Origin of the sequence: Wolbachia endosymbiont (group A) of Anomoia purmunda, assembly GCF_947251545.1 — a bacterium.
In the GTDB taxonomy this organism is placed as follows: domain Bacteria; phylum Pseudomonadota; class Alphaproteobacteria; order Rickettsiales; family Anaplasmataceae; genus Wolbachia.
Map to the genome: position 1 here is coordinate 1,177,409 of NZ_OX366362.1, position 16,432 is coordinate 1,193,840.

Consider the following 16,432-nt stretch of genomic DNA (forward strand, 5'->3'; position numbering starts at 1 on the left):
GCTTAATAAAATTCTACGTGCAAATTGTTAAATAACAGTTAACAATCTAGGATTTATTATTTATAGATGGATATTATTTTAGCAACAGGTGGCACAGGTGGGCATATCTTTCCGGCCATAGCCTTAGCAAAAGCACTAAAGACACAAGGATACAATTGCATATTATTCACTGATAAAAAAACAAATAAAAATACCGACATAGAAAGCTACACCTTACCATTACGTAGACCAAGCGGCAACAAATTTAAGTTTTTCCTTTTCTTGATATACAGCTCTGTGTTAGCACTGTATCAAGTAAGAAAATTAAAACCAAAATCGGTCATTGGTTTTGGTAGCTATGCTTCTTTTCCAACTCTTCTTGCAGCAAGGGTTCTTTCTATACCTATAATTTTACATGAACAAAACACAGTTTTAGGGAGAGTAAATAGATTCTTTTTCAAGAGTGCAAAATTAATTGCAACCAGCTTTCCGGAGACTAAATATGCAGAGGGCAATAAATGTATTTTTACAGGAAATTTTATTGATATAAAAGCACAGAGCCATTCTAGCACTGAGAAAGTCCTAAACATATTGGTCATAGCAGGTAGCCAAGGTGCAAATTTTTTTGATGATGTAGTAAGCAGCGTAATTTGTGATTTACCTATTGAAATGAAAAAGAAAATTAGAGTGACGCAGCAATGTACGAAGAAAAATGTAAACAAGGTCAAGAGTCTATACAAAAATGAAAAGATCGATTGTGAATTGAGTGAATTTTTTGATGATATGGAGAGTAGGTTGGCCAATGCTCACTTGGTAATTAGCAGAGCAGGAGCAACTTCAATAGCAGAGATCACTCTTGCTAGGCGTTCTGCTATATATATTCCTTATCCTTACTCAAAAGATAATCACCAATTTTATAACGCAAAATATATTGAAGACTCGGGAGCAGCTATAATAGTTGAGCAGAATAGTGAAGCAAAAAAAAATCTAACAGAGGTACTATTTGATCTATTAAATAATTCTCAAAAATTGCGTGATATGACCAATAGTACAGAAAAAACAGGGGTAAAGAATGGGACTACTGAGTTTGTTAAGGTAATTGTTCACAGGTTTAGTTGATGGCTGCTTGCTTTTTCTTCAAACACGTCCCAAAGATCCTTTTCTAGTGATATATTATACAATTTATTGATATAAACTACTCCCGTGGGTGAAGTTGTGTTAATTTCGAGCAGGAAGTCATCTATAATATCAATACCAACAAATATTAGCCCTCTTTTCTTTAATTCAGGACCAATTTTGTTACATATTTCATTGTCTCTATCGTTCATTTGAGCGGGCTCAAAGCTTGCTCCAAGTCGCATGTTTGTTCTGATCTCCCCACTGATTTTTGGAACTCGTTTCATTACACCAATTGGTTGACCATAAAGTAGCAATATTCTTTTATCTTTATCTATGTTTTTACAAAATGATTGTGCAATCACAGGGCATTCGTATTTTGCTATCATGAGATCCACTACTACTTGAATACTATTCTCATCTTGTATTCTTATCACATCGTTTCCTCCATAACTATACAATGGCTTCAGAATAATATCTTGATAGTTGTAGTAGAAATCTCTAATCATTGATATATTTTCAGTAATCAAAGTTGGCGGAATTAGCTCTGGAAATAATGAAGTTATCAATTTTTCAGGACAATTTCTTATTTCTGTTGGATTGTTAATTACCAATGCGCTGGTTTTTTCTAAGATATATGTTGTTGTAATATAACGCATATCAAAGGGTGGATCCTGTCTGATAAATATGATGTCCATTTCATTCAAGTTGATTGCTACATCCTCTTTAGAGATAAAACTAAAATCATCAACGCTGACTTTCTGAGCCAGAGCAATTGGATGGTTTAGCTTTAGTGCTAAATTGTTAGGAGCATAGACAAAAACTTCGTGCTTCCTCCTTTGTGCTTCCTTTATTAGCACGAATGTAGTGTCAGTTTCAAAATTTATATTTTCATCCATCTGAAAGGCAACTTTCATTTATGTTCTCTACCTATTGTCACAATTGTACAAATATTATAATTTGAAGGCGATTTTTGCCTAATGGCGTAACTTACTGTACCTATATCGTACATAACTTACAACTTGTTTTACTCCCTTTACTTTTCTTGCAATTGCTATTACAGCTTTTAATTCCGCTTTATTTTGGGCTATACCCATCAAATAAACAACTCTATCAACCGTATTAACGCTATAATTAATTGACTTAATATTTCTTTTTTCCAGGAGTCTTGTTCTTATTTCCGCTGTTATCATGCCATCTACAGTGGTATCTAGCATGGAAGCCATTTGAATTGGTATTACTCTTATTTCATTTATCACTTCTTTAATTTCTTTTTGCTGCCAAGCTATTTTTTCTGCTGTAAGTTGTTTTTCAGGAGTGTCAACACTTCCAATGAGCAACACTCTTCCTTCACTTACTTTAACCTTTATGGATGAAAATAGCCCATGTTTTAAGAGCCCCTTATTAATTCTGATGAGCATAGTCGTATCATCAATGATATTTCCCAAGGATTTGTCCTGCATTGTTATTGCTGTTGCTGTCGCTGTAGCCACCACACCACCTATTATAAGGGTTGTGCAACCACTTTGTGTAATCAAAAAAATTGCGAGTAAGAAGCTTGTTATTAATCTCATTATTGATTTTCAGGGTTTAGAGCTTTCATTAAGAAATGTTAATAAGCTTTTTTGATTGTGTAAATACCATAAATTAAGTAAGACTTTAAACCTTGAATATTTTTAATGGAATACCTATAATAGGGTACTGAAAATTTCTTGCGGATATGGCGGAATTGGTAGACGTGCCAGGTTTAGGTCCTGGTGAGCTTGCTCGTGGGGGTTCAAGTCCCTCTATCCGCACTTTAAAGTCATGTAACTTAGGTTTTAAGGGAAAATTTATAATCACTAAATACACTTTTGTTTGTATAAAAATCTGTTCTTAAGGATTGTGTTTAACTTAAATTCTGGTAAAATAACTCTATTAAGATATGAATTAAAATATTAATAAATGAATTATGATGTCTAATAATATACCTCAAAATACAGTCGAAGTAAGTAGCGTATATACCTACAAAGAGCTTAGTATAGATAAACTAAAGTATGAGTATGAAATCACAGTTAGTAGTGATTATATAAAACAAAAGGTAAATTCCAGGTTGCAAGAGATAGCAGAAAATGTAAAATCACCTGGATTTAGGGCTGGAAAGATGCCCTATGACCTTGTTGTTGCAAATTATAAAAACGAAGCTTTAGAATATGTGATAAATAATACAATTGATTATTGCTCAAGTGATTTGATGAAAAAAATTGAAGTCAAATCTCACATTTATCCTAAGGTTGATGTTATATCATTACCAGATCTGGGCAAAGAAAATGAGGAGGGCAATTTTGTATACAAGCTATCTTTTGAGTCGATGCCTGAAGTACCAGTGATAGATCTTGACAAAATAAACTTAAAGAAAATTGAAGCAAAGATTGAAGAGGAAGATATAAAAGAATTTATTGATTCTATTAAAACAAAGTTCCCCAATTTTGCCTCTGTTGATGATGCTTCTTATCAAGCGAAAGATTGGGATAAATTGATAATTGATTTTGAAGGGCGGATTAGGAATAAGCTCTTTCAATGTGGAAGTAGCAAAAATTTTGCCGTTAATTTAGGGTCTGGCACATTTATTAATGGTTTTGAAGATCAATTAACTGGTATGAAAAAGGGAGAAACAAAGAACTTTAAGTTGAAATTTCCTGAAAATTACCAAGCCATTTCCCTTGCAGGACAGGAAGCTGATTTTTCTGTGCGAGTTAATGAGATTCAAATTGCCAAAGATTTTGAAAATGATGATGAAATAGCTAAGAGTATTGGGTTTAAAGATTATTCTTTGCTAATAAATCATGCAAAAAAAATGATTGGTGATCAGTGTACCGAAATGAGAAATCTCTTAATTAAAAAGGAGCTGTTTGATTATTTGGATGCTAATTATAGTTTTGATTTACCCACAGACATAGTAAAACAGGAGCAACAAAGAATAGAAGGAGAACTGGGTGCTCAAAATGATTCTCGTAAAGAAGCTGAAAAACGTGTAAAGCTTGCTATGTTATTTATGAAATTTAGTGCAGAACATAAAATATCATTAACTCAAAATGATGTTTTGAATGTTATTGTAAATCAATATGTCAGTAAGGATGTACCGTTTGACAGAGTACTTAAGCATTTTGAATCAAATAAACAATTTCAAGAATTAGTTAGAGGGCAAGCGCTTGAGTATAAAGTGACAGATTATATAATAAAAAAAGTTAGTAAAGAAGAGCAGATTGTTTCTGTGAAAGAATTAAAGGAATTATTTGATAATATTTAATAGGAAAAGGTATGACTCTTATACCAATTGTAGTTGAACAAACTAGTCGCGGTGAGCGCGCTTATGACATATATTCAAGACTAGTGAAAGAAAGAATAATTTTTGTAACAGGTCCTATTGAGGACAACATGGCCAGTGTAATAGTAGCACAGCTTTTATTTTTAGAATCGGAAAATCCCGATAAAGACATTTGTATGTACATCAACTCACCAGGTGGTGTTGTAACTGCTGGTTTGTCGATCTACGATACAATGCAATATATAAACCCAGACGTTTCAACTTTATGTATAGGTCAAGCTGCGTCTATGGGTTCTTTATTGCTTGCAGCTGGTACAAAAGGTAAGCGCTACTCTCTACCTCATTCAAGAATTATGATACATCAACCATCTGGTGGTTATCATGGTCAAGCAACTGATATAGAAATACATGCTAATGAAATTTTGCGGGTTAAGAAAAAACTAAATCAAATTTATGAAAAACATACTGGAAATTCACTGAAGAAAATTGAAGGAATGATGGAAAGAGATAAATTCATGGATCCTGAAGAAGCAAGGAAAATTGGCTTAATTGACAGGGTGATAGCTGAGCGTACAGATATTGAAATTGAAAATATTAAAGTTAAACAAAAGGTGGGTTAATGGATAACAATAATGATTTACACTACTGTTCTTTTTGCAACAAGGCGCAAGATGAAGTAGATAAATTGATTACTAACTCTTCGGATGGTTTAAAGGTGTTTATTTGTAATGAGTGCATAGAATTATCCCATAAAGCAATAAGTCAAAAGAAAGATAGATCTTTTAATTCAGATCGTATATCTGATATGAAGCTATTACTAAAGAAACCTGAGGATATAAAAAACTTTCTCAGCAAGCATGTTGTAGGTCAAGAACACGCGCAACACGTTTTATCTGTAGCTATGTATAACCATTGTCAATCCATGGTACAATTTCATGCTATAAGTGATATTGAAATCGAGAAGTCAAATATAATGCTTATTGGTCCCACTGGTTCTGGTAAGACTTTGCTAGCCAAAACACTTGCTAAAGTTTCAGATGTGCCATTTGCTATGGCTGATGCGACAACTTTAACTGAGGCAGGTTATGTGGGTGATGATGTAGAAAGCGTGTTGTCGCGTTTATTACAAGCTGCAAATTATGACGTTGTAAAAGCACAGCGTGGTATAGTGTTTATAGATGAAATAGACAAGATTACAAGAAAATCTGAAAGCACTTCAATAACGCGTGACGTTTCAGGTGAAGGGGTCCAGCAAGCTCTGCTTAAGATTATGGAGGGTACAGTTGCTTATGTTCCGCCACAAGGAGGGCGAAAACACCCACAACAAGAGTTTATACAAGTGGATACTAGTAATATACTGTTTATTTGTGGAGGAGCTTTTGAAGGCCTCGATAAAATTATTGAAGCGAGAAAAAAGGGAACGTCAGTTGGCTTTGGAGCAGATATAAGTCAGTCTAAAGAGCAAAAGAAAAAGAATGCTTTACATGATGTTCAACCTGAAGATTTAATCAAATTCGGTTTAATACCCGAATTTGTAGGGCGGGTTCCAATAACTGCTGTTTTAGATGAGTTGGATCATGAAGATTTAATACATGTGTTGACAGAGCCAAGGAATGCACTAATAAAACAGTACAAAGCATTGCTTGCGTTTAGCAAAGTAAACCTTGAGTTTTCAGATGAAGCAATATCAGCTATTGCTAAAAAGGCTATAAGCTACAAAACAGGTGCAAGAATGTTACGTGCTATCTTGGAGTCACTTTTGCTTGACATTATGTATACAGCTGGAAACGGAGGCTTTGAAGGTAGCACTATAGTAATCACTAAGAAAATGGTAGAATTAGGAAAAGCAACGGTTAATCATAATAACAATGGCAATGTTATAACGGTTAATGATTAATTTGAGGCATATATTATGAACATTGAACGTGCTGTAAGCTCTAGTTTTACTGCATTGCCAGTATTACCTTTAAGAGATGTAGTAATTTTTCCAAATATAATGGTGCCTTTATTCATAGGCAGAGAAAAATCTGTTAATGCACTAGAGTATGCAATCAGTAGTAGTAGTCACCAAAATGAGATTTTTCTTGTAGCACAGAAAGATGGCTCTGTTGATAATCCAGAGCCTGAAGATCTTTATGAAGTAGGTGTGTTAGCAAACATTATACAACCATTAATCAAATTGCCTGACAATGCAGTAAAAGTTATAATCCGGGGGATAAGAAGGGGAAGAGTTGTAGAATATATTAGCTCTCATACTTTATTACAAGCCAGGGTAGAGTTAGACAATCATTATAAAGAAGATGAAGACAATATTGATTTAGAAGCTTTAAGGCGATCTGTTATAGACGCGTTCGATAGCTGGTGTAAGCTAAACAAGAAAAATCAGCCTGAAGTTGCCATTAACTCCATTGATCAAATCAAAGAAGTTGATCAACTTGTAGACACGGTAGCTTCACATTTAAATGTAAAAGTATCGGATAAACAAAGCATACTTGAGGCTTATGACCCAAAAGAGCGTTTAAAAAAAGCTTTTGCTTTTATTGAGAGAGAAATAAGTATTTTGAACGCACAAAACCGTTTATATAAGACAATTAAATCGCAAGTTGAAAGCACTCAGAAAGTTTACTACCTTAACGAGCAGTTGAAAGCTATACAGAAAGAATTAGGCGAATTTGAGAATGGTGATGAAGGGAATATACTCAATGAATTTGAAAAAAAGATAAATGAAACAAAGCTTTCTCAGGAAGCAAGAGAGAAAGCTATAACTGATTTGAAGAGATACAAGAAAATGAATCCCATTTCTCCTGAGGCTACAGTTATATCTAGTTACTTGCATTGGTTGCTTGATTTGCCGTGGGGAAAGTACAAAGATGCAAAAATTAACTTAAATGCAGCTAAAAAAATCTTAGATGAAAATCATTATGGCATAGAGAAAGTAAAAGATAGAATAATAGAATTTTTAGCGGTATTAAAAAGAGTAAAAGAGATAAAAGGTCCTATACTTTGCTTGGTTGGACCGCCAGGTGTTGGTAAAACTTCTTTAGCTAAGTCTATGGCAAGAGCAGTAGGAAGAGATTTTGTTCGCATAGCTCTTGGTGGTGTGCGTGATGAGTCTGAGATACGAGGGCATAGGAAAACTTATATTGGCTCAATGCCTGGTAAAATCATTCAACACATGAAAAAATCTAATTCATGCAACCCGCTTTTTCTGCTTGATGAAATAGATAAGATGGGTTCTGATTCGCGTGGCGATCCTGCATCTGCATTACTTGAGGTTTTAGATACTGAGCACAATAAACACTTTACGGATCATTACTTGGAAGTTGAGTTTGATCTTTCAAGTGTAATGTTTGTAGCTACGGCAAACAGCTTAAATTTACCACATCCTTTGCGTGATAGGATGGAAATTATACAATTGTCCGGGTATACTGAAGATGAAAAAATCAGTATTGCTACACACCACCTTATTCCGAAATTAAAGAAGGAGCATGGTTTGTATCAGAAGGAATGGGACATAACTAATGAGGCGTTATACGAGTTGATACTTTTATATACACGTGAAAGTGGTGTGCGGAGTATGGAAAGGGAGCTTGCAAAGCTCATGAGAAAGGCAGTTAAAGAAATATTAACTGATAAAAATAAGAAAATATCCGTAGGGGTTGACAATTTACAAGATTATTTAGGGGTACGTAAATATACCTTTGGCATTGCGGAAAATGAGAGTTTAGTAGGAATAGTAACTGGGCTTGCCTATACTGAAACAGGTGGTGATATTTTGATGATAGAATCAGTCCTAATTCCGGGCAAGGGAGAAATAAAATACACAGGAAAGCTTGGAGAGGTTATGCAAGAATCTATAAAAGCTGCGTATAGTTATATTCGATCAAATTGTTTGTTTTTTGGTATAAAGCCCGAAAAATTCCAAAATAATGATATACATTTGCATGTACCTGAGGGTGCTGTACCAAAAGATGGCCCTTCTGCTGGCGGCGCGGTATGTACGTCTATTGTTTCTCTTATGACAAATATACCAGTTAACAAAAATGTTGCTATGACAGGCGAAGTGACATTTCGTGGTAGAGTTTTAGCTATTGGGGGCTTGAGAGAAAAATTGCTTGCAGCGCTCAGAGGATCAATCAAAACTGTGATTATACCAAGTGAAAATGAGAAAGATATGCAAGAGATTCCGGCAAGCATCAAAGAGGGGATCAACGTAGTTTTTGCTAAGAATATTGATGAAGTTATGAAAGTTGCTTTAATGCACCCTACTACTCCAATTGATGGTGATGATAATCAAAATAGTGTGCCTTCCTCTATAGAAAATAAAGATGATACTTTTCCTATGTCGGAAACATTGAAGCATTAGATTAAGAAAATATTATACAATCTCCACTTCTTTTTTATCCGGCAAAAACCCACCAACTTGCGCATTCCATAGGGTCTTATACATTCCGTTTTTATCAAGAAGTTCCTGGTGCGTGCCATCTTCTACAATCTTGCCTTGGTCAAGAACCAAAATACGATCCATATGTAGAAGTGTAGATAAACGATGGGCAATAACGATAGTTGTAGCATTGCTTGTTTCGAGTACTTCATTTAGTGATTCCTGTATTAACTGTTCTGTTGGAGTATCAAGTGCAGAAGTTGCTTCATCCAGAATTAATATAGGAGCATCTTTTAAAATAGCTCTTGCAATTGCAATACGTTGCCTTTGTCCACCACTTACTTTAACACCCCTCTCGCCTACAATAGAATGATACCCATTGGTCATTTGCATAATATCTTCGTGGATTTTTGCTTTTTTGCATGCTTCAACAACTTCATCAAAGCTTGCATCATGTTTAGCAAGCTGTAAATTTTCTAAGATAGTTCTATGAAACATAGTAATATCTTGCGGAATTACTGATATATTTGCTCGCAAAGATTCTTGTGTAACATTGGTAATATTTTGATCATCGATAAGAATCTGTCCACTATGCACATCGAAGTACCGGAGCAAACATTTAATGATAGTTGTTTTTCCTGCACCAGAAACGCCTACAATGCCGATTCTATGACCAGATTGAATATGTAAATTGAAATTATGTAGCACATCAGTTTTACTCCCACTGTATGCAAAGCATATATTCTCAAATTTAATTTTACCACGCACGTTTGTAATGAGCCCTGCATTTGGCATATCCTCGATGTCATAACCACGATTAATAAATGAAAATGACGCTTTCATTGATGCAATTTCTGGGTTTATATTAAATAACAGATTTGTTAAAAAACTATCCAGCTCTCCATGTATATTAAGCGTAGTAATTGCAATAAAAGCAAAACCACCTGCGGTGATTTGCCCACTTTGATATAAATAAGTAAGTAAATAAATTTGCACTGAATTCATTATCACTACCATGATTGTATCGGCATTATCTACCCAATAGGCATCAAATTTACGAACTTTTTTATCCAGATTTTGCAAATGTAATAATGCTGGAGTTAACTTTAATTTTAATTCTGTCCACAAATTACCAATAATTTTTATACCGAATATGTTCATTACTGAATCATTTATGATTCCTACAACCTCTTGTTTTGCTGTAACATATTGCTCTTGCAGTGCCATCTGCTTTTTTGCTAGAATAACTATCACTGGAGTGTAAATTGTTGCAAATATAAATATTACAATAGCTGATAATGCATTGACATTTAACAAGAATATTATGCTTATAATAATAGTTGTTATATTGTGTAAGGCATAGTAACAACAGGTTGTTGTACTAGCCAAATTATCCTGAAAATCCGTAATCTTATTTGAGATTTCACCTGATAAATGAGAATCAAACCAATGTAATGAATGCCTAAGTGTCTTTGTATACATGTTAGTTATAGTTTCAGCTAGTATTATAGGTTTATACTTTATATCTAGTAGTCGATTGATAAAAAACATTCCATGATGCATAAGTTTATAAAAAATAAATAGCATTAATAATGTTGTAATATTAGCGTTGGATTGAATTGTATCGATAATTTCTTTTATGCTGTAATCAACAGCGACTTTCCAAATAGATGCAAGTATCTGTACTATAAATAATAAGCAAAAATATATCTTATACTTTGTAACAATGGATTTAAGATAGGTTGAAAATTTAGTCATTCTGTTTATTCAAAGTTTTCAGATGATCGTAACAACTATACGGTGAAAATTAGTCTATCATAAATCCTCCTCATCTTCCAATTCATCAACAATAATTTCTGGACAATAATCACTTAAACGAATAACTATTGCAACAAACTCCTGTTTTGTCTTTTTGAGTAGTAACTTTTCAAAGCGATCTTGTTCATCAATGCGATCAGAACACTCTGCAGACGAACAATATCCTTGCTTGTTGTACTGAATCAAAGCAAAACCTGTTGCAGCCATATGCTTACACGGACCAAAATTTTCAAATGCTGGGCAAGAACACTCTCCACCAAGGCACTGACCATTATATTTTAGTGTTACTTTATATACCCTAGATCCAACAACTTTTGATTTAACATCAAAATCACTAACAGATATGATCCGCACCAGCCCATGATTAAAGTAAAATTCTCCCCTGGAGAAGTAAGGTTCATCAACCAAATCCTCAATATTTCCACGATTTAATTTCATCTTACACCCCCTCACCTTCCTTTCTATCTGGCAAAAACCCACCAACTTGTGCATCCCATAGGGTCTTATACATTCCGTTTTTATCAAGAAGTTCCTGATGCGTGCCATCTTCTACAATCTTGCCTTGGTCAAGAACCAAAATACGATCCATATGTAGAAGTGTAGACAAGCGGTGGGCTATTACTATTGTAGTTTTACCTTGCATCAACTCCCATAAAGATTCTTGAATATTACTTTCAGTCACAGAATCAAGTTGTGAAGTTGCTTCATCTAGAATTAATATAGGAGCATTTTTTAAAATAGCCCTTGCAATTGCGATCCGTTGGCGTTGTCCACCAGAAAGCTTAACACCTCTTTCTCCAACGAGCGACTCATAACCTTTAGGCAATTTTGAAATAAATTCATGAGCATGTGCTTTTTTTGCCGCTTCAATTACTTCATCATCGCTAGCATCTGTTTTTCCATAGCGAATATTCTCCATCAAAGTCCTATGAAAAAGCGATGGATCCTGCGGAATCATGCCAATATTTTTGTGTAAAGAATCCTGGGTTACATTGCGAATATCTTGTCCGTCAATTAAAATTTTTCCAGATTTTATGTCATAAAGCCTAAGAATCAGGTTTACAAATGTTGATTTACCAGCACCTGAATAACCAACAAGTCCAACTTTTTGACCAGGTTTAATTATTATGGATTTGTTTTCAAATATTGGTTCTGCACCTTTATAGTGAAAATGAACTTTATCAAAACTAATTTCCCCCTTTTTAACGACCAGATCTGCTGCATTTGGCTGATCTTGGATTTTAGGGATTGAAGTAATTGTTCTCAAAGCTTGAGTAATCCTTCCCCATGACTTAGAGAATTGTGAGAAATCTTTAGCTATCATCCAAAGAAAATTAGCTATTGCTATATTAACAGTAAGAACAAAAGCAAAATCTCCAGCAGTAATTGACCCTTGCCCTCTTCCTTTAATTAGGAAATATAAATTAAGTATTTGCATGATTAGAAATAAGAAGCCATAGAAAGTAAAAATCCACGTATACAGCCACTGAAGTCTTTGCTCTGCTTTAACAGCCTCGCTATGAGTAGCTCGCAAAGATAATCTTTCTTGGTATTTGCTGGCAAATAACCTTACAGACATGATATTTGAGAAGACATCTACCATTTTACCAGTAATGCTTGAGCCAAGCTCTGACCATGCATCTGCAAGACGCGTTACCTTTCCTGCAAGTAAGAGGGAAGACAGAACAAATAATGTAGACCAAGTCAACATCAATAAAGCAAAATTAATATTTACTTGCCATAAAAAGTAAATTGCGATACTAAGCGCTAATGCACGACCCATGACCCTGTCAGCCATAATTTGCATGATATCTGGAATATAATTTGTCAAATCATTAACCTTGTTAGCAAGACTGCCGGAGAAGTTATTTTGATAGTAGCTATTATCCTGATTCAATAATATGGCAATACTCGATTCAACAACGTTTTTACGGAGATTAGGGATCATCTTAATTTCAAAAAAATAGTTGTATAGTCTATTCATACACTCAAGTAAAAATAGTATTAGTACATAGGATATAGCAGGAGTTGCTATGCTACGAAAAAGATCATCTGCACTGATACGATCTATAATAACTTTTATTAAATATGGATTAAAGGAAATATCGATAGCCCAGACTAATGCTGTCAGTAATACTATCCCAATATGAAACAGAAATGGACGCAGCATTTTCAAGATGAAAGATACAACCTGCTTTGTTGTTATGTCATTCATATTTTTTACTTATTCTATCTCCCAGTTTAATTCAAGTAGATGATAACAATCATATTATAATAGTCCTTTTCATGGAAACCTTTTCTGGTAGATTGCTTTCTAGAAAAACATTGGTCAAGGTGCTAACTGTGGTTTATAATAATATAAATTATATCATAGTTGATTTGCATTTATCAGAGCTGAGGTATGTTTTATCTTACAAATTTTTTGCCTATTTTACTGTTCCTATTTCTTTTTGTAGGGAGTGGTATATATTTTACTGTTCTTGGCGTGTCAAATGCTTTTTATCAGTTATCTCGACTGGTAGCCATTGTTCCTGCCATAGCTCTGGGCTGGGTTTTATACAAGGGCAATACTGAAGAAAAAATGTATGCCTTTCTAGATGGGGTAAGAGATCGTAATATTATCACTATGTGCATCATTTTTTTACTTGCAGGTGCATTCAGTGAAGTAACTAAAGCAATCGGTAGTGCTGATGCCACAGTTAATTTGGCTCTTTCATTTATACCAACACAATTTTTACTCATAGGATTATTTTTTGTAGCAGCTTTCATCTCCACTGCTATTGGTACATCAATGGGTACCATTGCAACAATTGCTCCTATTGCAGTTGAACTGACACAAGCTGGGATTTCTCCTTCCTTAGGAGTTGCAACCGTTGTAGGAGGAGCAATGTTTGGCGACAATTTATCTATTATCTCTGATACTACAATTGCATCTGTGATGTCTCAAAAGGCTGACATAAAGAAAAAATTAAAACTGAATGCAAAAGTGGCACTAATTGCTTCTATATTCACAATAGTTATATTATTTTATAGCTCAAGCAATAGTGCTGCTATTTCAGTTAAGGAGTATTCTTTATTGCTTGTGGCTCCTTACATCATACTTATATTGCTTGCAAACTTTGGAATCAATGTATTTACGGCATTGGTTTTAAGCATAACGTTTGCTGGAATTATTGGATTTATAAATAACAACAATTATGGTTTATTGTTTTTAAGCCAAAACATCACCAAAGGGTTTATGAGTATGCATGAAATTATGCTACTGTCTTTGATGGTTGGGGGACTTTCAGGATTGGTAGGTAAAAATTCTAAGGAGCTTGCAGATAAACTTTCATCTTGGGTTATGATACAACGTGGTGGACAAAAAACTGCGCAATTATTTATTGCAAAAATAGTCAGTATATTTGACATTTTACTTGCAAATAATACCATCGCTATAATTTTTAGCGGTGAAATTGCTAGAGATATTGCTAAGAAATATGAAATACCGCCTCACTATAGTGCAGCATGGCTAGGCATATTTTCTTGTGTATTTCAAGGATTAATACCGTATGGCGCTCAATTGCTTTTGGCTAGCACTATTGCTGGAGTTTCACCTTTGGCAGTCATGCCACACGTATACTATTGCTATGTTTTAGGTATTATTGCAGTGTTATATATTGTATTGAACAAAATTGAGAAAAAAGATTGTGCTTAATATACAAGACAATACTCCACTTTGCAAACAATGGATATTCTTAGCAGTATGTGCCCTTGCTTGCTCTGGGTTACTGTCAATAATTGTTATTTTTCTACGATTGCCTTTTATCTCCTCTCTTGTTCCTTTTGCACAATATATTTTTGATAATGCGCTGGTAATACACGTGAACTTGTCAATTTTGGTGTGGATGTGCTCTATAATATCTCTGCTCTTTATCATAAACCTACAAAATACCAATATTTGGTTTAACTTTTCGTGGGTTCTATCAACCCTTTCGATGCTGCTCATGTTTATATCCGCATTTGTTCCAAACACTGAAGTTATCAAAAGTAACTATATTCCCGTATTACAAAACAAATTATTCTTATTTGGTCTTGGTTTGTTTACCATCAGTATATTAGTAAATGCAATGCTAGCATACACATCAAAAAAAGAGGTTTCATATCTCTCTGTGGGGCAAATTGGGCTGGTTATTATACTTGCTTCATCGTTTCTTTGCTTTGTTTTAGCATATCAAAATATGCCTCCAGGTCTATATCATTCAGATAAGAATTTGTTTTACGAATATCTCTTTTGGGGAGGCGGACATTTATTGCAGTTTGCTTTTACTCAAGGAATGTTTTTAGTGTATTTAATAATCAGTGATGTTAGTTTAGCTTCAAACAGTAAAATTACTATTTTACCACTATTTATAAACACAATTTTAGCTGTAGGTGCACCGTTTATATATTTTGTTTATCCAGTTGATAGTGCCAAGTTAATACAGTTTTTCACTTGGCATATGAGGATTGCTGGAGCAGTTTTGCCGTGCTTTTTGATAATATTAGTGTGCTGCAACATCAGAACTTTTTTTAATGATAAAAGCAACTATTTATTACATTCATTTTTGTTGTTCACTTATGGAGATGTGCTTGGAGTGCTGACTATTGAAGGAAATGTCACCATTCCCGCTCATTATCACGGTTCTGTAGTTGGGATCACTATAGCTTTTATGAATTTCATTTATTGGCTGTTACCTGAATTAAACTTTAAAGAGGTAAAAAACTCTATCGTAAAATTGCAGATTTATGCCTACAGTATAGGGCATTTTCTCCATATTACTGGCCTTGTTTGGCTTGGTGGATATGGTGCCTTAAGAAAAGTTGCAGATCTGCCAAGTATTTCATCAGTGTTAGCACGCATGTGCTTCATTATAGGTGGCGCTATATCAGTTGTTGGTGGAATGTTGTTCGTAATAATTGTGCTTTTACATCTGTTAAAAGGCAAAGCGCGTACCAACTGACCCATAGAAACAAAAAAAAATTACTTTACAAACTCCGCCAGCCCCCTTATCATGAAACTGAAGCTATTTATTTATCTTCTCTGTACAGATTAAATGACAAAAAAGTTCACGTATCTGGCGTCTCATGTTTAATTTTTTGCACTATGTGCACCTTATGTCTTTATCAAATTTCTAGGTTTTTACCTATACAAGCTGAAATACGCTTATAAAGCATTTAAAACATTAAAAAACGCCAACTTAAAAAATGGATAGTGAATAACTAGCTACCCTAGGGTTTCTTTTGCCTTTTTTTCTGTTTAGTAAATTTCTTAACGTTTATAATTTAGATTAGTTGCGGCTTAAAAGCAGCTAAATCGCGGTTATTAAGTGTTTAGAATAAAAAAACGCCATACTTGAAAGTATAATGTAAGTAATTAGCCAACCACAGGGTTTCTTTTGCCTTTTTTTTCGCTTGGTAAATTTCTTAATGTTTGTGGCTAAAAGAGCCCAAGAGAGGTGTCATGCCAGTGCTTGACACTGGAATCCAGTTTTCCATATAATCTCATCGAAAATGTTGTAACCACTTTCTGTGCTAGTTTGCTTGCTTACAAGCAAACTTTCCTGGATCCCAGCGTCAAGCACTGGGATGACACCATTCTTTTTCCTGGATCCCAGTGTCTGGGCACTGGGATGACACTATCATAAGGTGAATCTGGATCCCAGTGTCAGCTACTTGGATGACATCATTTTTTTCCTGGATCCCAGTGGGCTTTGTTGCATCGCTAGCTATGATGGATTAAAGATAAAAAAGGTGGAGAATATCAGTAGCTTATTATTCTGGTATTTATAACAAGAAAGCAACAAGGA

General features: G+C 34.5%; 13 protein-coding genes and 1 tRNA gene. 9 read left to right on the plus strand and 5 right to left on the minus strand.

Translation table 11 applies throughout. The annotated features are described in order from the left end of the window. The first annotated feature begins 66 nt into the window (after positions 1-66). Complete coding sequence (murG, locus tag OPR57_RS06135; RefSeq protein ID WP_265036298.1) at positions 67-1,098, plus strand: undecaprenyldiphospho-muramoylpentapeptide beta-N-acetylglucosaminyltransferase; 1,032 nt, start codon at positions 67-69, stop codon at positions 1,096-1,098. Here murG and gshB read toward each other — a convergent pair. Continuing rightward, a complete protein-coding gene (gene gshB, locus OPR57_RS06140; RefSeq protein WP_265036299.1) occupies positions 1,083-2,012 on the minus strand; it encodes a glutathione synthase in 930 nt (309 codons plus the stop codon). The two genes, murG and gshB, sit on opposite strands and share 16 nt — an antisense overlap. Before the next feature lie 60 nt (positions 2,013-2,072). Then, positions 2,073-2,669, minus strand: coding sequence for a BON domain-containing protein (locus OPR57_RS06145; RefSeq protein WP_265036300.1), 597 nt, complete (start codon positions 2,667-2,669; stop codon positions 2,073-2,075). 140 nt (positions 2,670-2,809) lie between these two features. Here OPR57_RS06145 and OPR57_RS06150 point away from each other — a divergent pair. The 5 genes from OPR57_RS06150 (at position 2,810) to lon (ending at position 8,768) form a co-directional block, all read left to right on the plus strand. Next, a tRNA-Leu gene (locus OPR57_RS06150) sits at positions 2,810-2,891 on the plus strand. Between the two features lie 158 nt (positions 2,892-3,049). Continuing rightward, positions 3,050-4,384 (plus strand): trigger factor, encoded by a 1,335-nt coding sequence (gene tig, locus OPR57_RS06155; RefSeq protein ID WP_265037584.1) that lies wholly within the window; start codon positions 3,050-3,052, stop codon positions 4,382-4,384. A gap of 11 nt (positions 4,385-4,395) precedes the next feature. Then, positions 4,396-5,022, plus strand: coding sequence for an ATP-dependent Clp endopeptidase proteolytic subunit ClpP (gene clpP / locus OPR57_RS06160; protein ID WP_006280254.1), 627 nt, complete (start codon positions 4,396-4,398; stop codon positions 5,020-5,022). Further along, complete coding sequence (gene clpX / locus OPR57_RS06165; protein WP_265036301.1) at positions 5,022-6,299, plus strand: ATP-dependent Clp protease ATP-binding subunit ClpX; 1,278 nt, start codon at positions 5,022-5,024, stop codon at positions 6,297-6,299. The genes clpP and clpX overlap by 1 nt, the downstream gene beginning before the upstream one ends. A gap of 15 nt (positions 6,300-6,314) precedes the next feature. After that, entirely contained in the window at positions 6,315-8,768 is a 2,454-nt protein-coding gene (gene lon, locus OPR57_RS06170; RefSeq protein WP_265036302.1) for an endopeptidase La, read from the plus strand. 12 nt (positions 8,769-8,780) lie between these two features. Here the strand turns inward: lon and OPR57_RS06175 are convergent, their stop codons facing one another. From OPR57_RS06175 to OPR57_RS06185, 3 genes are read right to left on the minus strand one after another with little or no spacing between them, the layout of a single operon-like run. After that, a complete protein-coding gene (locus OPR57_RS06175) occupies positions 8,781-10,544 on the minus strand; it encodes an ABC transporter ATP-binding protein (protein WP_265036303.1) in 1,764 nt (587 codons plus the stop codon). A 57-nt stretch (positions 10,545-10,601) separates the two neighbouring features. After that, a complete protein-coding gene (locus OPR57_RS06180) occupies positions 10,602-11,042 on the minus strand; it encodes an SWIM zinc finger family protein (protein ID WP_265036304.1) in 441 nt (146 codons plus the stop codon). A 1-nt stretch (position 11,043) separates the two neighbouring features. Then, a complete protein-coding gene (locus OPR57_RS06185) occupies positions 11,044-12,819 on the minus strand; it encodes an ABC transporter ATP-binding protein (protein WP_265036305.1) in 1,776 nt (591 codons plus the stop codon). A gap of 186 nt (positions 12,820-13,005) precedes the next feature. Here OPR57_RS06185 and OPR57_RS06190 point away from each other — a divergent pair, with 186 nt between their 5' ends. The 3 genes from OPR57_RS06190 (at position 13,006) to OPR57_RS06200 (ending at position 16,270) form a co-directional block, all read left to right on the plus strand. Next, positions 13,006-14,301, plus strand: a complete 1,296-nt coding sequence (locus OPR57_RS06190; RefSeq protein WP_265036306.1) for a Na+/H+ antiporter NhaC family protein — start codon at positions 13,006-13,008, stop codon at positions 14,299-14,301. Further along, positions 14,294-15,586, plus strand: coding sequence for a cbb3-type cytochrome c oxidase subunit I (locus OPR57_RS06195; protein ID WP_265036307.1), 1,293 nt, complete (start codon positions 14,294-14,296; stop codon positions 15,584-15,586). Before OPR57_RS06190 ends, OPR57_RS06195 begins: the two co-directional genes overlap by 8 nt. 510 nt (positions 15,587-16,096) lie before the next feature. Then, positions 16,097-16,270, plus strand: a complete 174-nt coding sequence (locus tag OPR57_RS06200; protein ID WP_265036308.1) for a hypothetical protein — start codon at positions 16,097-16,099, stop codon at positions 16,268-16,270. Positions 16,271-16,432 lie beyond the last annotated feature (162 nt).

What these genes read in the sequence shown, in the direction of transcription:
- murG (WP_265036298.1), top strand. Translation starts at nt 67, where the DNA reads ATGGATATTATTTTAGCAACAGGTGGCACAGGTGGGCATATCTTTCCG.
- gshB (WP_265036299.1), bottom strand. Translation starts at nt 2,012, where the DNA reads ATGAAAGTTGCCTTTCAGATGGATGAAAATATAAATTTTGAAACTGAC.
- OPR57_RS06145 (WP_265036300.1), bottom strand. Translation starts at nt 2,669, where the DNA reads ATGAGATTAATAACAAGCTTCTTACTCGCAATTTTTTTGATTACACAA.
- tig (WP_265037584.1), top strand. Translation starts at nt 3,050, where the DNA reads ATGTCTAATAATATACCTCAAAATACAGTCGAAGTAAGTAGCGTATAT.
- clpP (WP_006280254.1), top strand. Translation starts at nt 4,396, where the DNA reads ATGACTCTTATACCAATTGTAGTTGAACAAACTAGTCGCGGTGAGCGC.
- clpX (WP_265036301.1), top strand. Translation starts at nt 5,022, where the DNA reads ATGGATAACAATAATGATTTACACTACTGTTCTTTTTGCAACAAGGCG.
- lon (WP_265036302.1), top strand. Translation starts at nt 6,315, where the DNA reads ATGAACATTGAACGTGCTGTAAGCTCTAGTTTTACTGCATTGCCAGTA.
- OPR57_RS06175 (WP_265036303.1), bottom strand. Translation starts at nt 10,544, where the DNA reads ATGACTAAATTTTCAACCTATCTTAAATCCATTGTTACAAAGTATAAG.
- OPR57_RS06180 (WP_265036304.1), bottom strand. Translation starts at nt 11,042, where the DNA reads ATGAAATTAAATCGTGGAAATATTGAGGATTTGGTTGATGAACCTTAC.
- OPR57_RS06185 (WP_265036305.1), bottom strand. Translation starts at nt 12,819, where the DNA reads ATGAATGACATAACAACAAAGCAGGTTGTATCTTTCATCTTGAAAATG.
- OPR57_RS06190 (WP_265036306.1), top strand. Translation starts at nt 13,006, where the DNA reads ATGTTTTATCTTACAAATTTTTTGCCTATTTTACTGTTCCTATTTCTT.